Source organism: Ralstonia chuxiongensis, assembly GCF_024158925.1.
GTDB classification, from domain to species: domain Bacteria; phylum Pseudomonadota; class Gammaproteobacteria; order Burkholderiales; family Burkholderiaceae; genus Ralstonia; species Ralstonia chuxiongensis.
This window is the reverse complement of sequence record NZ_JAMYWC010000005.1, coordinates 412,392-431,193: the sequence shown is the minus strand read 5'-3', so window position 1 is coordinate 431,193 and position 18,802 is coordinate 412,392. Positions and strand designations below refer to the sequence as shown.

20 protein-coding genes are annotated in these 18,802 nt (G+C 59.1%); 12 read left to right on the top strand and 8 right to left on the bottom strand.

Going from position 1 to position 18,802, the window contains the following annotated elements; translation table 11 throughout:
• Nucleotides 1-361: 361 nt before the first annotated feature.
• From NKG59_RS19230 to NKG59_RS19210, 5 genes are all read right to left on the bottom strand, one after another.
• Nucleotides 362-619: a hypothetical protein gene (locus tag NKG59_RS19230; protein ID WP_253539976.1), complete on the bottom strand. Its 258-nt coding sequence runs from the start codon at nucleotides 617-619 to the stop codon at nucleotides 362-364.
• Nucleotides 616-795, bottom strand: coding sequence for a hypothetical protein (locus tag NKG59_RS19225; protein ID WP_253539974.1), 180 nt, complete (start codon nucleotides 793-795; stop codon nucleotides 616-618). Before NKG59_RS19225 ends, NKG59_RS19230 begins: the two co-directional genes overlap by 4 nt.
• Before the next feature lie 365 nt (nucleotides 796-1,160).
• Nucleotides 1,161-1,739, bottom strand: coding sequence for a hypothetical protein (locus NKG59_RS19220; protein ID WP_253539972.1), 579 nt, complete (start codon nucleotides 1,737-1,739; stop codon nucleotides 1,161-1,163).
• 42 nt (nucleotides 1,740-1,781) lie between these two features.
• On the bottom strand, nucleotides 1,782-2,000 hold the full coding sequence (locus NKG59_RS19215) for a hypothetical protein (RefSeq protein ID WP_253539970.1): 219 nt from the start codon (nucleotides 1,998-2,000) through the stop codon (nucleotides 1,782-1,784).
• A 129-nt stretch (nucleotides 2,001-2,129) separates the two neighbouring features.
• Nucleotides 2,130-2,705 (bottom strand): 3'-5' exonuclease, encoded by a 576-nt coding sequence (locus NKG59_RS19210; RefSeq protein ID WP_253539968.1) that lies wholly within the window; start codon nucleotides 2,703-2,705, stop codon nucleotides 2,130-2,132.
• 332 nt (nucleotides 2,706-3,037) lie between these two features.
• Here NKG59_RS19210 and NKG59_RS19205 point away from each other — a divergent pair, with 332 nt between their 5' ends.
• The 9 genes from NKG59_RS19205 to NKG59_RS19165 all read left to right on the top strand — a co-directional run bounded on the left by NKG59_RS19205 (nucleotide 3,038) and on the right by NKG59_RS19165 (nucleotide 9,107).
• On the top strand, nucleotides 3,038-3,250 hold the full coding sequence (locus tag NKG59_RS19205) for a HEAT repeat domain-containing protein (protein ID WP_253539966.1): 213 nt from the start codon (nucleotides 3,038-3,040) through the stop codon (nucleotides 3,248-3,250).
• A 151-nt stretch (nucleotides 3,251-3,401) separates the two neighbouring features.
• Complete coding sequence (locus NKG59_RS19200) at nucleotides 3,402-4,013, top strand: hypothetical protein (RefSeq protein WP_253539964.1); 612 nt, start codon at nucleotides 3,402-3,404, stop codon at nucleotides 4,011-4,013.
• 16 nt (nucleotides 4,014-4,029) lie between these two features.
• Nucleotides 4,030-4,407: a hypothetical protein gene (locus NKG59_RS19195; protein ID WP_253539962.1), complete on the top strand. Its 378-nt coding sequence runs from the start codon at nucleotides 4,030-4,032 to the stop codon at nucleotides 4,405-4,407.
• Nucleotides 4,408-4,419: 12 nt separating this feature from the next.
• Nucleotides 4,420-5,067 (top strand): plasmid fertility inhibition factor family protein, encoded by a 648-nt coding sequence (locus NKG59_RS19190; RefSeq protein ID WP_253539960.1) that lies wholly within the window; start codon nucleotides 4,420-4,422, stop codon nucleotides 5,065-5,067.
• Between the two features lie 75 nt (nucleotides 5,068-5,142).
• Nucleotides 5,143-6,294 (top strand): AlbA family DNA-binding domain-containing protein, encoded by a 1,152-nt coding sequence (locus NKG59_RS19185; RefSeq protein ID WP_253539958.1) that lies wholly within the window; start codon nucleotides 5,143-5,145, stop codon nucleotides 6,292-6,294.
• 646 nt (nucleotides 6,295-6,940) lie between these two features.
• The gene (locus tag NKG59_RS19180) at nucleotides 6,941-7,084 is read left to right on the top strand and encodes a hypothetical protein (RefSeq protein ID WP_253539956.1); all 144 of its coding nucleotides are present in this window, start codon (nucleotides 6,941-6,943) and stop codon (nucleotides 7,082-7,084) included.
• Nucleotides 7,085-7,125: 41 nt separating this feature from the next.
• Entirely contained in the window at nucleotides 7,126-7,434 is a 309-nt protein-coding gene (locus tag NKG59_RS19175) for a helix-turn-helix transcriptional regulator (RefSeq protein WP_253539954.1), read from the top strand.
• On the top strand, nucleotides 7,412-8,290 hold the full coding sequence (locus NKG59_RS19170) for a reverse transcriptase family protein (RefSeq protein WP_253539953.1): 879 nt from the start codon (nucleotides 7,412-7,414) through the stop codon (nucleotides 8,288-8,290). The genes NKG59_RS19175 and NKG59_RS19170 overlap by 23 nt, the downstream gene beginning before the upstream one ends.
• Nucleotides 8,291-8,381: 91 nt before the next feature.
• Nucleotides 8,382-9,107 (top strand): hypothetical protein, encoded by a 726-nt coding sequence (locus NKG59_RS19165; protein ID WP_253539951.1) that lies wholly within the window; start codon nucleotides 8,382-8,384, stop codon nucleotides 9,105-9,107.
• A 206-nt stretch (nucleotides 9,108-9,313) separates the two neighbouring features.
• Here NKG59_RS19165 and NKG59_RS19160 read toward each other — a convergent pair whose 3' ends face one another.
• The 3 genes from NKG59_RS19160 to NKG59_RS19150 all read right to left on the bottom strand — a co-directional run bounded on the left by NKG59_RS19160 (nucleotide 9,314) and on the right by NKG59_RS19150 (nucleotide 12,706).
• Complete coding sequence (locus NKG59_RS19160) at nucleotides 9,314-9,955, bottom strand: site-specific integrase (protein WP_253539949.1); 642 nt, start codon at nucleotides 9,953-9,955, stop codon at nucleotides 9,314-9,316.
• A gap of 1,560 nt (nucleotides 9,956-11,515) precedes the next feature.
• On the bottom strand, nucleotides 11,516-12,370 hold the full coding sequence (locus NKG59_RS19155; protein ID WP_253539947.1) for a replication initiation protein: 855 nt from the start codon (nucleotides 12,368-12,370) through the stop codon (nucleotides 11,516-11,518).
• A gap of 15 nt (nucleotides 12,371-12,385) precedes the next feature.
• The gene (locus NKG59_RS19150) at nucleotides 12,386-12,706 is read right to left on the bottom strand and encodes a helix-turn-helix transcriptional regulator (protein WP_253539945.1); all 321 of its coding nucleotides are present in this window, start codon (nucleotides 12,704-12,706) and stop codon (nucleotides 12,386-12,388) included.
• An 85-nt stretch (nucleotides 12,707-12,791) separates the two neighbouring features.
• Between NKG59_RS19150 and NKG59_RS19145 the strand changes: the two genes are divergently transcribed.
• The 3 genes from NKG59_RS19145 to NKG59_RS19135 all read left to right on the top strand — a co-directional run bounded on the left by NKG59_RS19145 (nucleotide 12,792) and on the right by NKG59_RS19135 (nucleotide 18,731).
• Nucleotides 12,792-13,697: a hypothetical protein gene (locus tag NKG59_RS19145; protein WP_253539943.1), complete on the top strand. Its 906-nt coding sequence runs from the start codon at nucleotides 12,792-12,794 to the stop codon at nucleotides 13,695-13,697.
• 1,794 nt (nucleotides 13,698-15,491) lie between these two features.
• Entirely contained in the window at nucleotides 15,492-17,414 is a 1,923-nt protein-coding gene (locus tag NKG59_RS19140) for a PrkA family serine protein kinase (protein WP_253539941.1), read from the top strand.
• 54 nt (nucleotides 17,415-17,468) lie between these two features.
• Nucleotides 17,469-18,731, top strand: coding sequence for a YeaH/YhbH family protein (locus NKG59_RS19135; RefSeq protein WP_024975417.1), 1,263 nt, complete (start codon nucleotides 17,469-17,471; stop codon nucleotides 18,729-18,731).
• Nucleotides 18,732-18,802 lie beyond the last annotated feature (71 nt).

Sequence of the window (18,802 nt, the reverse complement as noted above, 5' to 3'; positions counted from 1 at the left end):
GTAAAGCAGGAACCAATAAAAAAACGCGATCTCGCCGTAGAGCTAGATGTAGGTTAAGGTCGCAGCATATCGAGCCCGTGGCAATGAAGGCAGGCGTTCCTTGACGCAATGTTTTCCGGCGCCGGGTTGCCGCCTTGTCTGTCATGGTGCGGGGCAACCTCATTCAGGTTGAATGTCAGTTATGCGGAAAGCTGATCGTCCCTTTTGGGTCGAACTGAGACGGCCAACCCTGCGGTGAAATCGTGTTTTTGATTTCTCGAATCTTGCGTTGCAGCGTGCAACGAGGGCATCAACCAGCAAATGCGGATACCCAAATGAAGAAGCCCGCCATGCGGGCTTCTTCATGCTTGATACAGTGTGGTTACAAGCCGCTGATGACGGGGGTGAACCCTGAATCAAAAATGCGCTGACGGTTCTGCTGGATGTGCAGATAGTTTGCCGGGTCAAGTCTTGTCAGCTCTTTGATAGCGGCATCTTTCAGGGCTTCCATGCCTGCTGTATTGGCTTGACTCGTGCGAAGCTGGCGCTCCAGTTCCATCGCGTAGGTCTTCCAGTCGCGAGCGTTTCGTTCGGCTGCGAATGCCCGGCCAAGCGCTGCTCCATTGTCGAGATTGCTCATTGCTGTTCTTTGTCGGCAGACTTGTTGGTGTGGGACGAGTCTTGGCGCTGGCGCGTGACATAGACCGGCTTGATGCCCTTTGCCTCCAGCTCGCGCACCGCTTTGGCCACGGCTTCGTTGGCTCGCCTGAGAAACTTTGGGCTCGTCATGTACTGCCCGAGCTTGTCTGCTGGCATGGTGATTTTCCCCGCTGCTGTGGATTAAGGATACGCCGGCTGAGTCGGGTGCGAAAGAGTAAAACTGCCGCTTGTCAGCGGGCAAGCGCGACCAAATAACCTCAAACTGCAAGCTCTTGCATGAGCCAACTCGCCGGGCCGAGGAAGAGTTCTACGGCGAGCGCTCGGACTTCAAGCTATCCGTCTGCAGTGAGTTCGTGCGGGCAGCGGTACCGCTGCAACTTGGCCACTTCCATGGTTGCTCGATGCTCGCGATCCAACTTGCGACAAGCTGAGGGCGTGGCTGCTCGCCGTGCACACCGGCCCGCACACCGGTCGCGGTCACAAGCAGAGGAACAGCAGGCGACGTCATGGACAGGGCGGATTCATGGCAGTGGGCCAAAAAGCTGCTCCAGCACCGCATCCAGCGACGCGAGCGGTGTGAACGCACTGCGCGGGACGACTCGCTGATTGGGGCGCTCCAGCTTCACACCGTCCGCATTGGCCTTCGCATGCTTGGCGACCTTCATACCGCTGATATCCGGTAACGGTTGCCCGGGCGCGCTGCCGAACCACAGGTAGGAATGGAAATCGAGCGCCGGCGTGACCACGATCCAGAGGATGCAGCCGCTCGGCTTTTGCGTCAGATTCAGGTTGGCCGTGATACTGGTCCGACTGCCGCCAACCACTATCGCCTTGAACTGGATATGGCGGACGATGGCGCCGTAACTCATTACGAGGTCATAGCCGCCGGCGTCGAACTCGGAGCGCAGCACCTCGACCTCAGTGATGCCGCGCTGCCACAGGCGCCGCAGCGCTTCGCCGATAAACACGTGTTCGACGATTCGCTCGCGCAGCACGGAATGCGTGTAGTGGAACTCGCGATTCTCGGTCAGTAGGTCTTCGGGGTTGTCTGTCACGGCAAGCCGCAACTCGTGCAATGACTCGCTAGTGGTCTCGTGCATGCGCGCCCTTTGGTGTTCGATACCGGCGTCAGCTTGCTCGGCTCAGGAACAGTCGCAGTCATCCACAATTGACGTCCGTGGCGTGTTCGATGCTCGCTGGCGGCCAAGCTCATGACCACAGCCAGCACACCAGTATTCTTCCGGCTCGTTATGCCCGTCCTGCTTCACGACCTCGACGCGGTTGCACTTGCCGCATTCAGGACATTTTTGGTGGAAGGTGTCGTCCAGGTACGAGTAGTTCGCGGAGTAGGGGTTCGACATCAGGTTCTCCTCATATGTTGGAAAGAGGACAATATCAGACATATAAGTCGCACCGTGAATTACGCGCGCAGACTTGCGTTACCAAAAACGTCCTCCATGATGAGTTCCATATCAACCCACCCCGCCTGACTAGCTTGAGCGGTCCGGATGTTGATTGGTCGCGCCTTCCAGCGGGCCCAACGCCCAGGGCAACAGCCTTGCAACATTGAGCGCGTCGTCGAGAGCGCGATGATGCGCACCTTCAAGCTGCAGACCGACCAGCTCGCAGGCCTTCGCCATGCCGACCTCCTTGCCGATGCGTCGCGCCTTGGCAAACAACCGCTTGGCGTTGATGTGCGGTAGGTCGATCGGCGGGGTGATGCCGTGTCGTGCGCTATCACGATCGAGCTGCTTATGATCCCACGCGCCCCAGCTCGTCCACGTCGCGCCTGGTTGTCGGTGGCGCGCGGCAAAGGCCCGCAAGGCCTCGGCCACGGCGGGGAATGTCGGCGCGCTGTCCACATCCGCCTGGTGGATGTTCGTCAGGTTCGAGCAGAACAGCGTTAGGTGGGGATTGATCAGCGGGCGCGCGAATGCCGGGAACCGGTCGAGCACTGCGCCATCGGGCGCAACCCATACGGCACCCACCTCGATGGTTTCCATGTCGAACATGGGCGCATTGTCGTCGCACGTAGCTTCGAGATCCACGACGAGGATGTTGGGCATGGTGGCTTTGGCTTTCGGGTTGGAGCAGTTATCTCACACTAGTGGGCGAGCACGACCGGGAGTGTGCAGGACCAAGGTTCTTAGAGTCCTGATGGTAAGCGCGACCAAATAACCTCGCAGCGACGGCGCAACACTTCCCGGCGTGAGGATATGAATCTAGCCAGCGAGTGGTCGGCGGAGCCCGCAAGTTTGCCTGAGCGATAGTGAAAACGCCCCCTCATTGGTATCCGAACGTTAGGATTCTGGTATCGGACCCACGCGACCTTGGTGGGGTGGACGCGCCGAATTTCACATGCCATATTGCGATCACCACATCACCCCGAGGAATAGCAATGGCCACGAACCAAGAAGCACTCGACGCCCTGATTGATACCCTTCACAACGGCAGCCACGTGGTGGAGCGCGTTGGGGCTGCCGAAGGCCTCGGTATCATCGGCGGAGAGCACGTGCGTGCGGTGCTCATCAAGGCGATGGCCGACGCTTCCCATTCTGAAGTGCGGGCTGCTGCCGCCAAGGCACTCGGTCAGGCGACGCTCCGCGAGTAGCAGGGCGGGCCGCACCCCAAAAAGCCGCTGCGTGCGGTTTTTTCTTCATCTGGCCTCAGTGCCGATAACTACTGTTATCGGCATGGCGCCCTGGATTCAAATTGCTGTCCCGACGAGATAAGCGGTACACGAATCCCTTTTTGAGGGGCCCATGAGCAGCACCATCGGCATGCTGGACTTGGCCACCGGCGCGCTTGGCGCCGGCGTCGTCGCCGCCTTCATCAATCAGGGCCTGGTGTGGGCCAAGGAACATCGGCGTGAGGCGAAGGCTTTGCAGCTGCGCCAGCAGCATGCGGCGCTCACCCTGGCCGTCGCTCTGGAGCGTTACGCGCTTGCCTGCGCGCATGGCGTCGAAGCGATGCGGCAGGGCCTCCGAGAGGTCGATGCGTATAGCAACCCGAGTTATGCGAGGGCCGAGGTGCCCGACCTGGTGCTGCCGGCGCCAACCGACTGGCAATGCCTGCCTGCCGCGCTGGTGGCACGCGCACTGGTGTTGCCGATGGAGATCCGCTATGCAGAGCGGCAGGTCGACATCCAATGGGACTACGACGACCCCATCTCGGCGACCCAAGGCACGATCCCGCGCGTTGGCCGCCTGGGCTGGGACGCCTGGAACACGGCCATTGCGTTGCGCCGGCAGCAGGGCTTGCCGGACGCGACACCGAACGTCGATTTCTCGGCGTGGGATTTCCGTGACTGTCTGCGCAAGGCCGCCAATCCCCCTTTGACACCGGTGGCCACGCCACCGCTTCCAACCCTTTAACGCACAAGGACGCACGATGTTTATCAAGCTCGAATTGTGGGACGAACAGCCCCCCATCGGTGGAACGTTGCCGCGCTTCGGCGTGTCGGCGGACGCGTATGTGAACACCCGTGCCAGCGATCCGCGCTACCTGCCCATCAACCTTGCCAGCCTCATGTCGTTCGAGTCGATCGAAGTCACCGCGGTGGGGCGGCCGGGGAGCTCCGAAAATCGGGCCGACCCGCTGCGCGGTGTGCGCGTGCTGCTGGCGGACGGTAGCCGCTACATCGTGTTCGACGACAAGGATCCGGTTTTTGAGCGGGGCCTGGCGGCGGCGCGACAGGCAAAAGAGCTGGTCTACGACTATGGCGCATCGCGTTTCATGCGGGAGCACGGGTTGCCTGTCATCCCCTGACCCAGAGATCGCATGGACAACCCCACCAGCATCACGATGACTAGGCCCCGTCTGCAAACGTTCGAGCGGTTGCGTTGGATTAATCACGCGCGCCGTGCGGTGTTCCGGCTAGAGACCGCGAGCCAGGGCACCGTGTTCATGAGCATCCGTGCCAGCGAAAAGCTATCGGTAGTCGAGGTCGACGCCGCGCGGCTGTTGTCCCTGTGGCGCCACCCTGAAACTCGGCTCAGTGAGCTTGCCTTTGGGACGCCACAGAGTTGGCGGGAAGACTACAAATTTGGTGACGCGCAGGATGGGTTCGAGAATGGTGCGGCCGATCCCGTACCCTTGGCCGACGTGACGTGCGTACGCCGTTCTCGCCCCGACGGACGACCGGGCCTCGCCGAATCGGCCCGTGAGGCCTCGTTGGATTTCGACAATGGCGTGACCCGCACTATCTGGTTGCTGGCCAACGGCGCGCAGGTGTTCCCAGTCTCCTGCAAAGTCGAGCACGCATCGTTGCTTTACGAGCTGGCCGGTGCCTCCAGCGGGGGGCACTGTCGTGCCGATGCGCTGGTGTTGCCCTACAGCTCCCATGAAGAGCGCTTCGCTGAGTTGGAGGCAAGTAACGCAATGACCTTGCAGGCTATTCAGGAGCGGGAAAATCGCCGACGTCTCTAGTCCCAAGGTCACCCATGCGCATGCGGCGCATTGCGGTATTGAATATCGAGTTGTTTGTTGTTGCTGGAGCCTGCCATGCTGACCAAGCTTGACCCTGCCGCATTGCAGTCGCTGATTGATACGTCGGCGCGCGAGTCAATCGAACTCGATTTCAAGGCTTCATACGATCCGGACAATGCCGACCATCGGCGCGGTCTACTCGACGACGTGTGCGCTCTAGCCAACGCTCGGGGCGGCTGGTTGCTGCTGGGCGTGGAGGAGGCGGCGGGCTGCGCGACTGGTTTGCCCGGTATCGCGATCGGGGATGAAGATGCTTTCCGCGTGCGCCTGCTGCAGATGATTGGCACCGGCCTCGAGCCTCGGCTGGGAGGCATCAGCGTCGAATGCGTCTCAGTGCATGGCGGAGCTAGTGTGGTGGGTGTGCGTGTGCCGCAGAGCTGGGCCGGCCCCCACCGCACGGCGAATCACCGTCGTTTCATGGTGCGCGGTGATGGCGGCAACACTGAATACGACATCCACGGTCTCCGTCACGCCTTCCTTGCTGGCGATCGTCTGGTGCGCGCTTGGGAAGCGTTTAGGGATGATCGAATTGGACGCTTCTATGCGGGCCGCCTGCCGGTTCAGGTCAAGCGGGGCCCCGCCGCGCTGATCCACCTCTATCCGCTGAGTGCGACCGGAACACCGAGGGCGATTGACCCGATGGCGGCCGAGCAAGAGTCAGAGCTGGTATTCGGCGTGGACGCAGATTGCCGCAGCCTGCTCAACATCGATGGCATCGTGCGATGCGGTCCAGTCGATCTTGGTGACCAGAGCGGGGCATCCATTCGCCACGTCCAGGTCTTTCGGAGTGGAGCGCTGGAGGCCTTTCTGGCGCTCGATCCGAGCGTCGGAAAGCCCGGGTTGGCGTTGCCCTGGGTTCAACAAGCGGCAGTCATTCTTCTGCCGCGCTGGTTGCGCAGCTTGCAGCGGATGGGGGTGGTGGGGCCGTATCAGTTTGCGGTTTCGCTAACCGGTGTCCTCGGTTTGCGGCCACTGAGAGGCTATGGAGAGCATCAGGCTTGGGGCGAGGCGTCACGAGAGGACACGCTGTTGCTGCCGGCTTGGATGATCGAGCCGGAATTGTTTGACCAACCTCGTTTGCTCCAGGAGTTACAGCGACTACTGCATCAGGCCTTTGGGCGCGACGGGCAGAAGACGAGCTACTTCGATCCGGACGGATCAAACTGATTGCTGGGACCTAGTCCGGGCCCCCGCGCGGCTTGCCGTGTGCTGGGGGCCGATCAATAAGCGCATGAACTGCATTGCGACCTAGTCGTCGATCGCCTACGTGCTATCTCAAAACGCACTTCCATTCGAACACAGATCTGGAATGCCGGTCCGCCATCGGTTGAGTGCAGGGCTAGCGTAGATCAGCTGGTCTGTTGGTAGCTCAAGTCCATCTGCTGGATGGGGTGAAGTATCGTCGCGTCGAATCCGCACTAGCGCGGACAGGCCCATCGCTCTCGCTCAGAAATGTGACGCATTGAGCCCTAAAAATATTTCGCTATTTGCGAAATTAAAATTTGTATGGGCGAAAGAGTTTTGCTATATTGGTGACGAGGCTAACAGAGACAACTGTCGTTTCTGTGGGGTGGAAACACCCTGTGGGGCCGTGAGGCCCTGTCTTTCGCGTTGCGCCCGTCGTGGTGGTGCCGTGGTGCCTAGTACATGGTGCCGCGACGAGGAGGTCGCTGGCGCGAGCATTCCCGGGACGACCCCGGGAATGCCGTTGGAAGGAAGGGGGAAAACCGCCGTTTGCTCTGCTTGGTTACGGACGACAGCCACGGCTCGCGCATCTCGCGTAAGTCGGTTGGTGTAGCCAAGGAGAACAGTCATGAATGACGTTCAGAAGCCTCCCAAACGGCGGGGGCCGAGGAACCAAGTCAAGTCATGGCTGCTGCGTCCCGGCACGATCAAGATGGCTTTCGCCATCGTTCGTCTGATCGCGCTGATCGCAAAAGTCATCGACTTGTTCTAAGGCGACTCGGCACCCCTTATTTTCAAAACTGGAGCCAGATCATGTTGTATAGGGCCTTGAGATTGCTGAGGACGTACCATCAGCTCACACAGGTCGAACTGGCAAAGCGGCTTGGTATATCGAACTCTTACCTGAGTGAGATCGAGAGTGGCGACAAGTCACCGGGCCTAGAGCTGCTGGACAAATACGCGGAGCTTTTTAAGATTCCAGCGTCATCCATTCTGTTGTTTTCGGAGACGATGGAGGCAGAGAGGAAGCCGGGCGGCAGGTTACGTGTTGCCGCAGCTGACAAAATTCTTCGTCTCCTCGAATGGGTGGAAGAGCGCGATGCCGTCAAAAAACACGCCTAAGGGGTATCCGCTCGATCAGTCTCCTTTGTACCGCTTGCGTGGCAAGGGTCAGTTCGAAAGAGTGTTGCAGGTGCAGTGGGCCGCTGTCGATAAGCTGCTTTCCGCCGACAACTACCGAGTGTGGTTGAACGATAAGGGGCGGGAAATACAGCAGCCGCTTGGTTGGCTTGCCCACGTGCACCGGCGCATCGGGAAGCTGCTTGCTCGTATCGAGCTTCCTGACTACGTGTACTCCAAAAAAGGCCGATCGTATGCCGACAACGCTCGACAGCATGTCGGCGCGACGCCTCTAGTCAAAACGGACATTCACCGGTTCTACCCGAGCGTTACTCGGGCGATGGTCTATCGTTTATTTGCCAACGACTTCCAGTGCGCAGAGGACGTGGCGCACCGTCTTGCAGACATCTGTTGCTATCAGCGGGAACACCTTCCTACGGGAAGTGCCTTGAGTGGTCGCGTTGCGTTCTTTGCGGCTCGGCATATGTTCGACGAAATCGCCGAGGTAGCTGCCGAAGAGCAATGCAAGATGACCACCTACGTCGACGATGTAACTGTTTCGGGAGCAGCAGCAACCAAGCGGTTGTTGGGCACTGTTCGGCGGATCGTTAGCAAACACGGCCTGAATACGAAGCAAAGAAAGTCCCGAACCTATGCTGCGAGATCGGCTAAGGCGGTGACCGGCGCCGTCTTGGTGGGTGACGAACTGCGTCTGCCGAATGAGCGGCATCGCAAAATCTGGGAAGCCAAACAGGCGTTTGCGAAAGCAACGCGCAAAGAGAGGCCCCGTATCTTGAGAACGATTCGAGGGCGGGAACAAGAGGCGCAGCAGATTCTCATTTCTACGACTGAAAAGTAGCGTTCCGCTAGACAGATTGGCTGTCGACGGGGCCGCCCGGCTGCTGAAGAACATTGCCAACGCCCGAAGGGCAGCCTCGCAAGTACCTGTCATGAAATCGATGATCTTGAATACGGCCGAAAGCTTGCGGAGCCCTGATGGCGCGGCAGAGCCTGACCCGCGCACGACGATGTTCGCAGGGCAGACTTCGCCGTCCTTGGCTGCTCATCACCGCGATATCGAGGCTATTCAGCTCGCCACTGGCGTGCCGGAGGCTGTGGCCATCCAGTTCGAGACGGCTCGTAATCTCTACCTCTATGCATGGCATGTGTACCGTTTCTTCCCCGTGGCTCAAAGCCAGGCGCTATTCTCACTGGAGTTTGGGCTTAGAGAGCGGCTTCCCGAAAGACTTCCCGAGCGATATCAGCGTTCATGGCAGCAGCAGCCGATGCTGGCTGGTCTGCTGGCTTATGCGATAGACCAGGGTCTCGTCCGAAATGAAGGCTTCCGTCGCTGGCATCAGACCGCAGAAGTCCGCGCGCGGCAGCGTCGATCGATGGAGATTTTCCAAGCTATGCTCGACCAGCAACTCGAAAGCGTGGAGGTCGACGAGAGGCAGCCGCTCAACATCACTCCGGATGATCAGAGCTGGGATTTGGTGACGATATTGCGAAAGAGCCTTCCTAGTTTGCGGAACGAGTTGGCTCATGGCTCATCGATGTTGACGAACGAAGTGCTGGGTACCATTGAACTGGTCGCAGAGATCCTGTCCCAGATCTATGGGCTGGACTCGGGCGCAACGGTCTGCGATGCCAGTCGAGACCAGCAGTCGACCTGAAAGGTATCCGCCAGACGGGTCCTAGCGTCTCCTCGCTGTCAGTAATGCGTCAAAAACGACGCATCTGTAGTCGCTGCTGCGGTGGGGAGAGCGTAAATCGACGCAGTTTTGACGCATCTGCGGGGGCAAGAGATCCAAGCGCGCCGCGAATGTCGTCGAAATCGACGCAACATTGACGCATCTATGGCGCCGCGCACGGCGGCCCCTTAGCTTGGCTTCAACTTCCGCCGGTTTGCACTGGCGATCTTGAAGCGAGCCAACTTGTCGACTTTGGGCGAGTGTTTCACTTCCCGGGATGCCTTGACCGCGAGCGGCTTGACTCTCTCGCGCCCACTCTTTCCATGAACCGCGCGGCCGTACCGGCCAATCGAGTAGTCCGACAGGTGCCCCATGAACATCGCAGCCTCCTCGAGGGGCACGTCAGGATCTGCCTTCAAATCCGACGCAACTTGGTGGCGAAAGCAGTACGGGCTCACACGTGTTCGAAGCTTTGGAAAGACGGCTTTGCCTAGGGCAATCACGGAGTTGTAGAGGTAATCGGCCTTGTGGGTCACCCAAGCCTCGCCATCCGTCCCATTTTGCTCGGCAAACTCACGCAGCGTCTGCAGGGCAGGGTGGGTATCTGGGGGCGGCCCAATTTCGAACTTGTATACCCTCGTGCGGATCCCTCTTTCTTCGCTGCATTTGGCTCCCGACACAGCGATTAGGATCGCGCCGTTGCGATATAGGATGCGCACCCCTCGCTCGATCTCGGTCGGCCGGCAGCCGATCACGCGCAGTAGGGCTAGCGCGGGTAGTAGCTGCGGCCGCGATTCGCGCCAGTCCAGTTGGGATGCGCGATCGAACATGGTTTCCCGCCAGTCTGGTGGCAGCAACTTGAGTGCGGATTTTTTTGCCTTCCCCATCTGAGTGGTCTCGGTAGTTGGGTTGGTGTCTGACGGTTCGTTCGCCGTCTACTGGATCGATTTCTCGGTGGTTCGAACGCGGCTCAAAACCACCCCCGGGATGCGATGCATCCCGACCCCTGAGGGGTGTGGGGCTGACTGCCTTTGGGTGCCAATTCGCCATGTCTGCGCATGTCGGAATTGACACCCAAAGTCAGCCAGCCCCCCCTTGTCCGACATGCTGTCCGGACAAGGGACCGATACTGGATTTCTGCGCGATGAAATCGACATGCACGGCTGCTGATGGGTGGTGTGCTGGTGTGATTGGTATCCGCGCACGTTGGGTTCGCCAGACCGTGGGGGAGCGGTTTGCACCCATCGGTTGGCATGGCGTGCCGTGCTTCCCGCGTCCGCCCGTGGACAACCGCGCTGCCCACAGCGCAAGGCCGTGGACAGCCGCCGCCATTGGCGGCGGTCCCGCGGTTGCCGCACCGGCTCCTCGCGGCCACCCCCTTCGGGGCTGACGCGCCGCGAGGCGGCTTGCCCAAGCAGAGGGAGAAGGCCATTCCCAACCCTTCTTCCTGCAAGCAATCAGCGATAGCTTAACGAGTCGGCATCCGCGCGCGCCGTCGCGCCCGGATCGAGCCGCACGGGGACCCGGCGTAGCCGGGGAGAGCGGCGGCCCGGAGCGAAGCGGAGGGGCGATTCGGCTCTGCATGTAGTTAGCCGCGATCGCTGCAGGCACCGCCTTGCACCAGCACATTGTCAGGGTTGTCGGGGTCCCACACCCGCTGCACTGAGCCGTCTGAGTAGCTGTAGATGGTCCATCCTGGGCAGCCATAGCCAATCGAAACCACAAAAGGTGCCGCAGACACTACTGGAACTGGTGGCGGCGATGGCGGTTGGCATCCGGGCGCACTCCAAGCCGATCCCATCCAGACGGGCGGGTTCGTCTGCGTGTAGCCCGCCGGGCAAACAGGCGGAGGAATCGCCCCATGTTGAATCGGAGATACACAAGTCGAGTCCTGATATCCGGGAGAGCAGAGTGCCGGCGCAGCCAGAGCACCTCGCTCTACCAAGAGCATCAAAGCCAGCAGCGGGATCTTCGAGCTTCGCATCATCTTCTTTTCTCCTTTGAACGTTTGAATGCGATATCTCGACAAACCGACGCATCGCCTAACTTTTCGCAGACGTGCTGCGCTGGAGGCACACCATCGTGTTGGCTTCGAACATCCCCCACAGCCCGTGGGGCGAGATCACGCTGGCTAGCTCGCGTGTGAGAGCTGCTCAACCAATTGCGGTAACGCCATGGTGGCCGAGGTTCCGACAGCACAACATCTCCCCGGCAGTTTGTTAAACGTTTATATCCGTTTGTATACGTTGAAACTGAGGCCCGGTAAGGATCTGCGGGGAGGTATTGGGAGGGGAGCCGGGCGAAATGGGAGAGATGCCGAGCGAGGGGGAGAAGAGCCGGGCGATATCCACAGCTCAAATGGGAGAAAAGGCGGGCGTTGTCCACAGGCGTCAAAGTTCCATGCGCGTCTGAGGGTCTCGCTGGAATTCAAAGCGCAAGGCGGTGACCTTGCGCCCAGCCTTGATCGCTCTCCAAGAGATCAGCCAACCGTCTTTCTCCGTCAGTTCTTTGACTGCTGGCTCGATGATCCATCGGCGTAGGTCTTTGAAATTTGTTGTGTGGCTCGTTTTTGCATCCATGGCAGTTGCGAAAGCCTCCACAGAGACCTGTTTCCAACCGGTGTCCTTGTACTGCATCAACATCTCCAAGAGTCGCCATGAGTAGACGGACCGGAGACGCGCAGCTTGCTTGAGTAGATACGTGGTGTGATTGCCGCGGAGCATCGTGAGATAGGGCGTCGCTTCATGGCTGAAGCGCAGTTCCAGCCATGCCTCACCCTCGTGGTACGTGATGCCGCTGACCCAATGATCCTTGTGTACTTTGAGACCCCGCTTCGTTTGTTCCTCGCGACGGATCACGCGCTCAAGCAGCGAATTGGAGACTTCCTTCAACTGCTCGTAGGCGGTGTTTGGGTCGAGACCGAACGTTTCCGCGTATTCGTTCGCAGCCAGGGTGATGCGGTAGCGGCCTTGGTCTAGGCGGACGGAGTCCAGCTTGGCTGCGCAGGACTTTACGACCCGCTGCTCGGCTAACGTTTTGAGACCGTGAGAGGCCGCCACGAGATCATTCCGCAGCGTTACGTGTCGCTGGGACAGGTGCCGGTCGTGTTTCGAGTGGACGTTGCCTGTCTGGAGTCTCCGCAAGGTATCTCGCGCAGCCGCTGGCTCGACGCAGTCGTCAACCTGGTCCTCTGCAGTCGCAGCCGATTGGCTGTCAGGTTGATCGAGGGCAGACAGGTCGTGCATGGTGAACACGAACCATCAAGCGATAACGTCAATCGACTTGCGCGGGCGGCCGCGACGCGGAGCGTTGAAATCCGCCGCTGGGACATCTCGCCTTGCAGGCTCTTGCGGCACGAGCGTCTGAAGCCATTCCCGAACGTCCACGGCACGCCAGCGTACGCAGCGGTTCTTCCTAATCACTGCTCTAGGGAACTCCCCGCGTCCATCGCGTTGATAGAAGGCGTTGGTCGTGATTCCGAGCAGCGTCGCGAACTCGGTGGGGCTAATCAACGCCAGAGGATCAAACTTAGCGAAGAGGGCTCTGAAGTCGGTGTTGCCTTCACTCGAATTTGCACGCATGTCTTCGTCCTTCGTCGATTGACGGATGAACGAATTTTCAGTAGCGTCGATTCGACTGGCACGAGGCTAATTGAGCGAGGTTTGTATGGGACTCCAACCCGGGGGGGCTGAGGGTAAGGTTTTAGCTAAGGCTACAACCGTCGAAATTCTGTGGGAGATCAGAGCTAACAGCCGGGAGTGGCTTGCAGTTCTGGAAGAGAAACTGGGCCTGTGTATGTCGCACGAAAGTAGTGGCGTTGTGCCCACCGGCGACCGATTCCTGAAGCTGCTGAATCCGAAACGGAGCGCGCTGCCGGCTGCGAAACTCGTCCAGGTTGTGCGGAACGGGTGGAAATATGCTTGGCTGTCAGATGACTATGTCTTCGAACTCGGACTGCGTGATGCGATTCGAGCAAAACATGCCGTTGATGTTCTCGAGCGAAGGGATCGTGCGTATGAGATTTTCAGTAGAGGATTGGAGCGGATGCAGCGCGGTGTCCTGCCTCTTGCATCGGGGGGAAGGAAGGGCGGAACGCCCAAGCTAATTAGTGATGATCTTGAGGCGCGACGAACGTACGACACTTGGATCGAGGAAATACGCGCTCTTGGTGGACAAGTGATGGATGCTGAAGAGTGGCTTGGCTGGTTCGAAGTGTCAGATTCACGAAAATCCATGCAAGCTACCGCCGAAGAGTGGGATCGTCCCGAATGTCCGCCGTGGGTCGGGGAGCATGACTATTGGGATGCGCTCTACCCTCCTTACCACCCTTTACTGCTCGACCGGTTGATTCTTGTCTGCGATGGTGACCTGCCGTACAGCCCCTATCCGCAACGGATTAGAAGGCCCGAGCGCGGTTCCGATCAGCGTAGGATGGGTGACTCCAGTGATAGCGACCAAATTCTCGTCGAGGGGGACGACCTAACGGAGTTCATCAATCTGCGCGAGCAAAGAGCTAGACATGCCGCTGAAATGACAGAGGAACTACTCAGCCGGCTGCAGCGGTCGGTATAGTGCTTACCAAGCCTTAGGGAGCTAACGTCACCAGAAGCTCTGCTTCAATGCCTCCCTGGCAAGCAGTCCAACAGCATTTCTCAGGATGCGAACGTGTCACCTCAGAGCTATCCTCAGCAGTGTGGTCTGTGCGGCGAACACGCCGTCCTTCGGGAGAGCCATCTGATCCCAAAGTGGGTATACCGACGGTTGCAGGAGAATAGTGGAGGTCGACAGGATCCTATCTATATCGAGGACGGCTCAGCGGTACAGACTAGTGAGCAATTTACCCAGATGCTCTTAGGCGACTGCTGTGAGAAGCGTTTCGGCCAGCACGAAGATGCCGTCGCGCGACTCTTCGCTAGAGGAGGAGATGGCCCGCTGATTCTGAGGGATGTTGTCCGGCACGACACGCCGCTAGGCCAAGTCATTGAGCTAAGCAACCCGTTGGCCTCTACGCTGTGCTATTTCGCTACGAGTGTTTTTTGGCGAGCGAGCGTGATGGGGCAGGGTTGCTCGCTCGGACCATACGAGCCGCTGTTCCGGGAGTATTTGCTTGGGAGGGCAGCTTTCCCATCCAAGGCCGCTCTTAACATGGCGTTTGTCGAGTCCTCGGCGCTAAGCCCCGTGGCGCACCAGGTGGCTACGTTTCCGACTTCTGAGCGACTTGGCGTGCTGCATTTGCATGGGTTTATGGTTTGCGGTTTTGCCTTCCGCTGTTTCGTTGGGAAGTCTCTGGGTGCTCAGACAAAGGCTACGTGTCTCGGGAGTGCGGACACCAGAAAGTATGCTTCGGTTATTCCCGCTGAGGAGTTCAGTGGCTTCTTGCAAGGCGTTAGTTCAGTTCGTCGAGCACGACCGCGCGGAAAGCTGGCTAGAGCGAGGCGTGGTCGGGGCGTCAACTGAGGATTGGGGCGATTGGCAAGAGCCCCATGAGGGAGCCGGGACTGATGGTCCTCCGGCGCCTGCGGCGTAGAACTGGCGCACTGCTGGCACGCAACTCAAAAAAAATGACGGTAACTGCACAAAGAGAAAGTGTTGAAGAATCAACAAATTACCAGTAAGGTCACGGCAGCAAAGTAGTCAGTTCTAGGGCTTGTTTCTGATTCACACGGCAGGGGTCACAGGTTCAATCCCTGTACCACCCACCAAACTGGCGAGAAATCGCTTAAAAGGCCCTCAGGCAAACGCCGAGGGCCTTTTTCTTTGTCCGCGCTCTCCGTGCGCGGCTTTTCAGACCGCCTCCTCGTCGCGTCCGGCCAAGTTTCCATCTGGCGCAAAAAAGAGACACTTTCGGTCGATCTGTTTCAGTCTTTCCCCCTTCGAGCTGCGAGCGCATGCCGGGCGATAAAAGTATTTCGCCTCATGCTTTGCGCAATGCTTTGTTGCGTCTCAGGGAGAAAGCTGCCGCTACAAGCGTCGCGTCGCTGGTGCGCACCATGCGCGATACCAAAGTTGGCGAGCCACGAAAACGCAGGGATATCCCCCTCCTGGATTCAGCGTGCGCGCGGGAACTCGCGCAGATCGGTTACGTACCAACCTGCGAGCGCGGGCAGGTGGCATGGGTACGCTTTCTGCTGTGCTGGAGGTAGCCGATCGTCGTGGTGCACGCGTGTTGATGCATCGTGCAAGGTCCGTTTAGCACTTCATGCTGTCGAGCGCTAACGCAATTGCAACGGTTGTGCACCGTTCCAGGCTCTCAACCGTTCTTGTGATCATCGGTGATTCGTCTACAGTGGAATCAGCAACGCACGCAAGAACTAGCCTGGCTCTCGCTTGTTGGTGTGGAGTAGGGAAGAAATCTACGGGGGAGATATGGATATTTTCCGCCACTACGCAACGCGTTTTGAAGCTCGCAAAGAGGACGAGTACAGCATCCAGGAGTATCTGGATATCTGCAAAAAAGACTCGACCGCCTATGCGACTGCCGCCGAGCGCATGCTCACCGCAATCGGTCAGCCCGAACTGGTGGACACTCACCACGATCCTCGGCTGTCACGATTGTTCTTCAACAAGGTCATCAAGATCTATCCGGCCTTCCGGGAGTTCTACGGCATGGAGGACACGATCGAGCAGATCGTTTCCTTCTTCAAGCATGCCGCGCAAGGTCTTGAAGAGCGCAAACAGATCCTTTATCTGCTCGGGCCTCCGGGCGGTGGCAAATCCTCGCTTGCCGAGAAGTTGAAGGCGCTGATGGAACAGATTCCCATCTACGCGCTCAAGGGCTCGCCCATTCACGAGTCCCCGCTCGGGCTGTTCTCTCCCGACGAAGACGGCAAGATTCTGGAGGAGGATTACGGCATCCCGAGGCGCTATCTGAACACGATTGCCTCGCCTTGGGCGGTCAAGCGGCTGCATGAGTTCAACGGTGACATTACGCGCTTCCGCGTGGTGAAGCTGCATCCTTCGGTGCTGTCGCAGATTGCGATTTCCAAGACGGAGCCGGGCGACGAAAACAATCAGGACATTTCGTCTCTGGTGGGCAAGGTCGACATCCGCAAGTTGGAGGACTATCCCCAAGACGATCCGGATGCGTATTCGTATTCGGGCGGGCTGTGCCTGGCCAACCGTGGCTTGCTCGAATTTGTCGAGATGTTCAAGGCGCCGATCAAGGTGTTGCACCCGTTGCTGACGGCCACGCAGGAAGGCAACTACAAGGGCACGGAAGGCTTTGGCGCGATCCCGTTCGACGGCGTCATCCTGGCGCACTCGAACGAGGCGGAGTGGCAGAGCTTCAAGTCCGATCGCAACAACGAGGCGTTCCTTGATCGTATTTACATCGTCAAGGTGCCGTATTGCCTGCGCGTGTCGGACGAGGTGAAGATCTACGACAAGCTGCTGCGCAACAGCTCGTTGGCCGCAGCGCCGTGCGCGCCGAACACGCTGAAGATGATGGCCCAGTTCGCGGTGCTCACACGCATCAAGGAGCCCGAGAATTCCAACATCTTCTCGAAGATGCGTGTGTACGACGGCGAGAGCCTGAAAGATGTCGACCCGAAAGCCAAGTCGTATCAGGAGTACCGCGACTTTGCCGGCATCGACGAGGGCATGACGGGGTTGTCGACGCGCTTTGCCTTCAAGGTGCTCTCGAAGGTGTTCAACTTCGATGGGACGGAGGTGGCGGCCAACCCGGTGCACTTGCTGTATGTGCTCGAACAGCAGATCGAGCGCGAGCAGTTTCCGCCGGAGACCGAATCCAAGCTGATGTCCTATATCAAGGAATACCTCACGTCGCCGTACGTGGAGTTCATCGGCAAGGAGATTCAAACCTCGTATCTGGAATCCTATTCGGAGTACGGGCAGAACATCTTCGACCGCTACGTGGTGTTTGCCGACCTGTGGATTCAGGATCAGGAATATCGCGACCCGAACACTGGCGAAATTCTCGACCGCAGCGCGTTGAACGATGAGCTGGAGAAGGTGGAAAAACCGGCGGGCATTTCCAACCCGAAGGACTTCCGCAACGAGATCGTCAATTTCGTGCTGCGGGCGCGGGCCAGGAATGGGGGGAAGAATCCCGTCTGGACCAGCTACGAGAAGCTGCGCGCGGTGATCGAGAAGCGGATGTTCTCGACCACGGAGGATCTGCTGCCCGTGATCTCGTTCAATGCCAAGTCGTCGCACGACGACAAGGAGAAGCACGAGAACTTCGTCAACCGCATGGTGGAGAAGGGCTATACCCAGAAGCAGGTGCGCTTGCTGGTGGAGTGGTACCTGCGCGTCAGGAAGTCATCTTAAGGAGGTAAGGAGAGGGCAAAGACACCCAGCGAACTTCCAATCGAGGGCAGTCACATGGGCACGATCATTGATCGGCGGGAGAACGGTGGCGGCAAAAGCACCGTCAACAAGCAACGCTTCATCAAGCGTTACCGAGACCAGATCCGCCGCGCGGTGGCCAAAGCGGTGACCGGTCGCAAGATCATGGACATCGAGCAGAGCGGGCAGGTGTCCATTCCGGTCAAGGACATCTCCGAGCCCATGTTCCACCACGGCTCGGGCGGGCGCCGAGAAGGCGTTCACCCGGGCAACAAAGAGTTCATTCGCGGAGACAGCTTCGACCGCCCGCAGCAGGGCAGCGGCGGCTCCGGTTCGCAAGCCAGCGACTCGGGCGAGGGCGAAGATGATTTCATCTTCACGCTCTCGCGCGAGGACTTCCTGAACTTCTTTTTCGAAGACATGGCGTTGCCCGACCTTGCCAAGCGCAGCCTTGCCAAGATCGCGGAGGTGCGCAAGGTGCGTGCGGGCTTCTCGCTCGATGGCACGCCGTCCAATCTGTCGATTCTGCGGACGATGCGCAGCTCGCTCGGTCGCCGCATTGCATTGTCCAGCCCGTATCAGCGCCGCCTGCATGAGCTGGAAGGCGAGTACAACGAGGAGCTGGAAAACGACGGCCCATACAGCGTGCGTGCGCAAGAGCTGATGAAGGAGATGCGCCATCTGCGCTCTTGCCTGGATCGCGTGCCGTTCATCGAAAAGCTCGACCTACGCTACAACAACCGCGTGCTGCGCAAGCGTCCGCAGGCGCAGGCGGTGATGTTCTGCGTGATGGACGTCTCCGGCTCGATGGATGAATCGCGCAAGGACTTGGCCAAGCGTTTCTTCATGCTGCTCTATCTATTCCTGAAGCGGAACTACGAACGCATCGACGTCGTCTTCATCCGCCACCACACCGTGGCCAAGGAGGTGGATGAGGAGGATTTTTTCCACTCACGCGAGTCGGGCGGCACTGTTGTGTCGAGTGCACTCAAACTGATGGCGGAAGTGATTCAGGAGCGTTATTCGCCAAGCCAATGGAACATCTATTGCGCGCAGGCTTCGGATGGCGATAACTGGGCTGGGGACTCAGAGCTGTGCGCGAAGATCCTGCGCGAGTCGATCCTGCCGCTCACCCAGTATTACGCCTATGTTGAGGTGGTTTCGACGGAGCCGCAGAACCTGTGGGAGGAGTATCTTACGTTGAAGGCTGGGCACGAGAACTTCGCGATGCAGCGCATTCTCAAGGCGGACGAAATCTATCCGGTGCTGCACGAGCTGTTTCAGAAGCGCGCAGCCTGATCGCTGATCGGGCCGCAGGAGCTGCTCCCAGCTGGGCACTGCCGCCGGGCAGAGACAGCGTGTGCCATGGC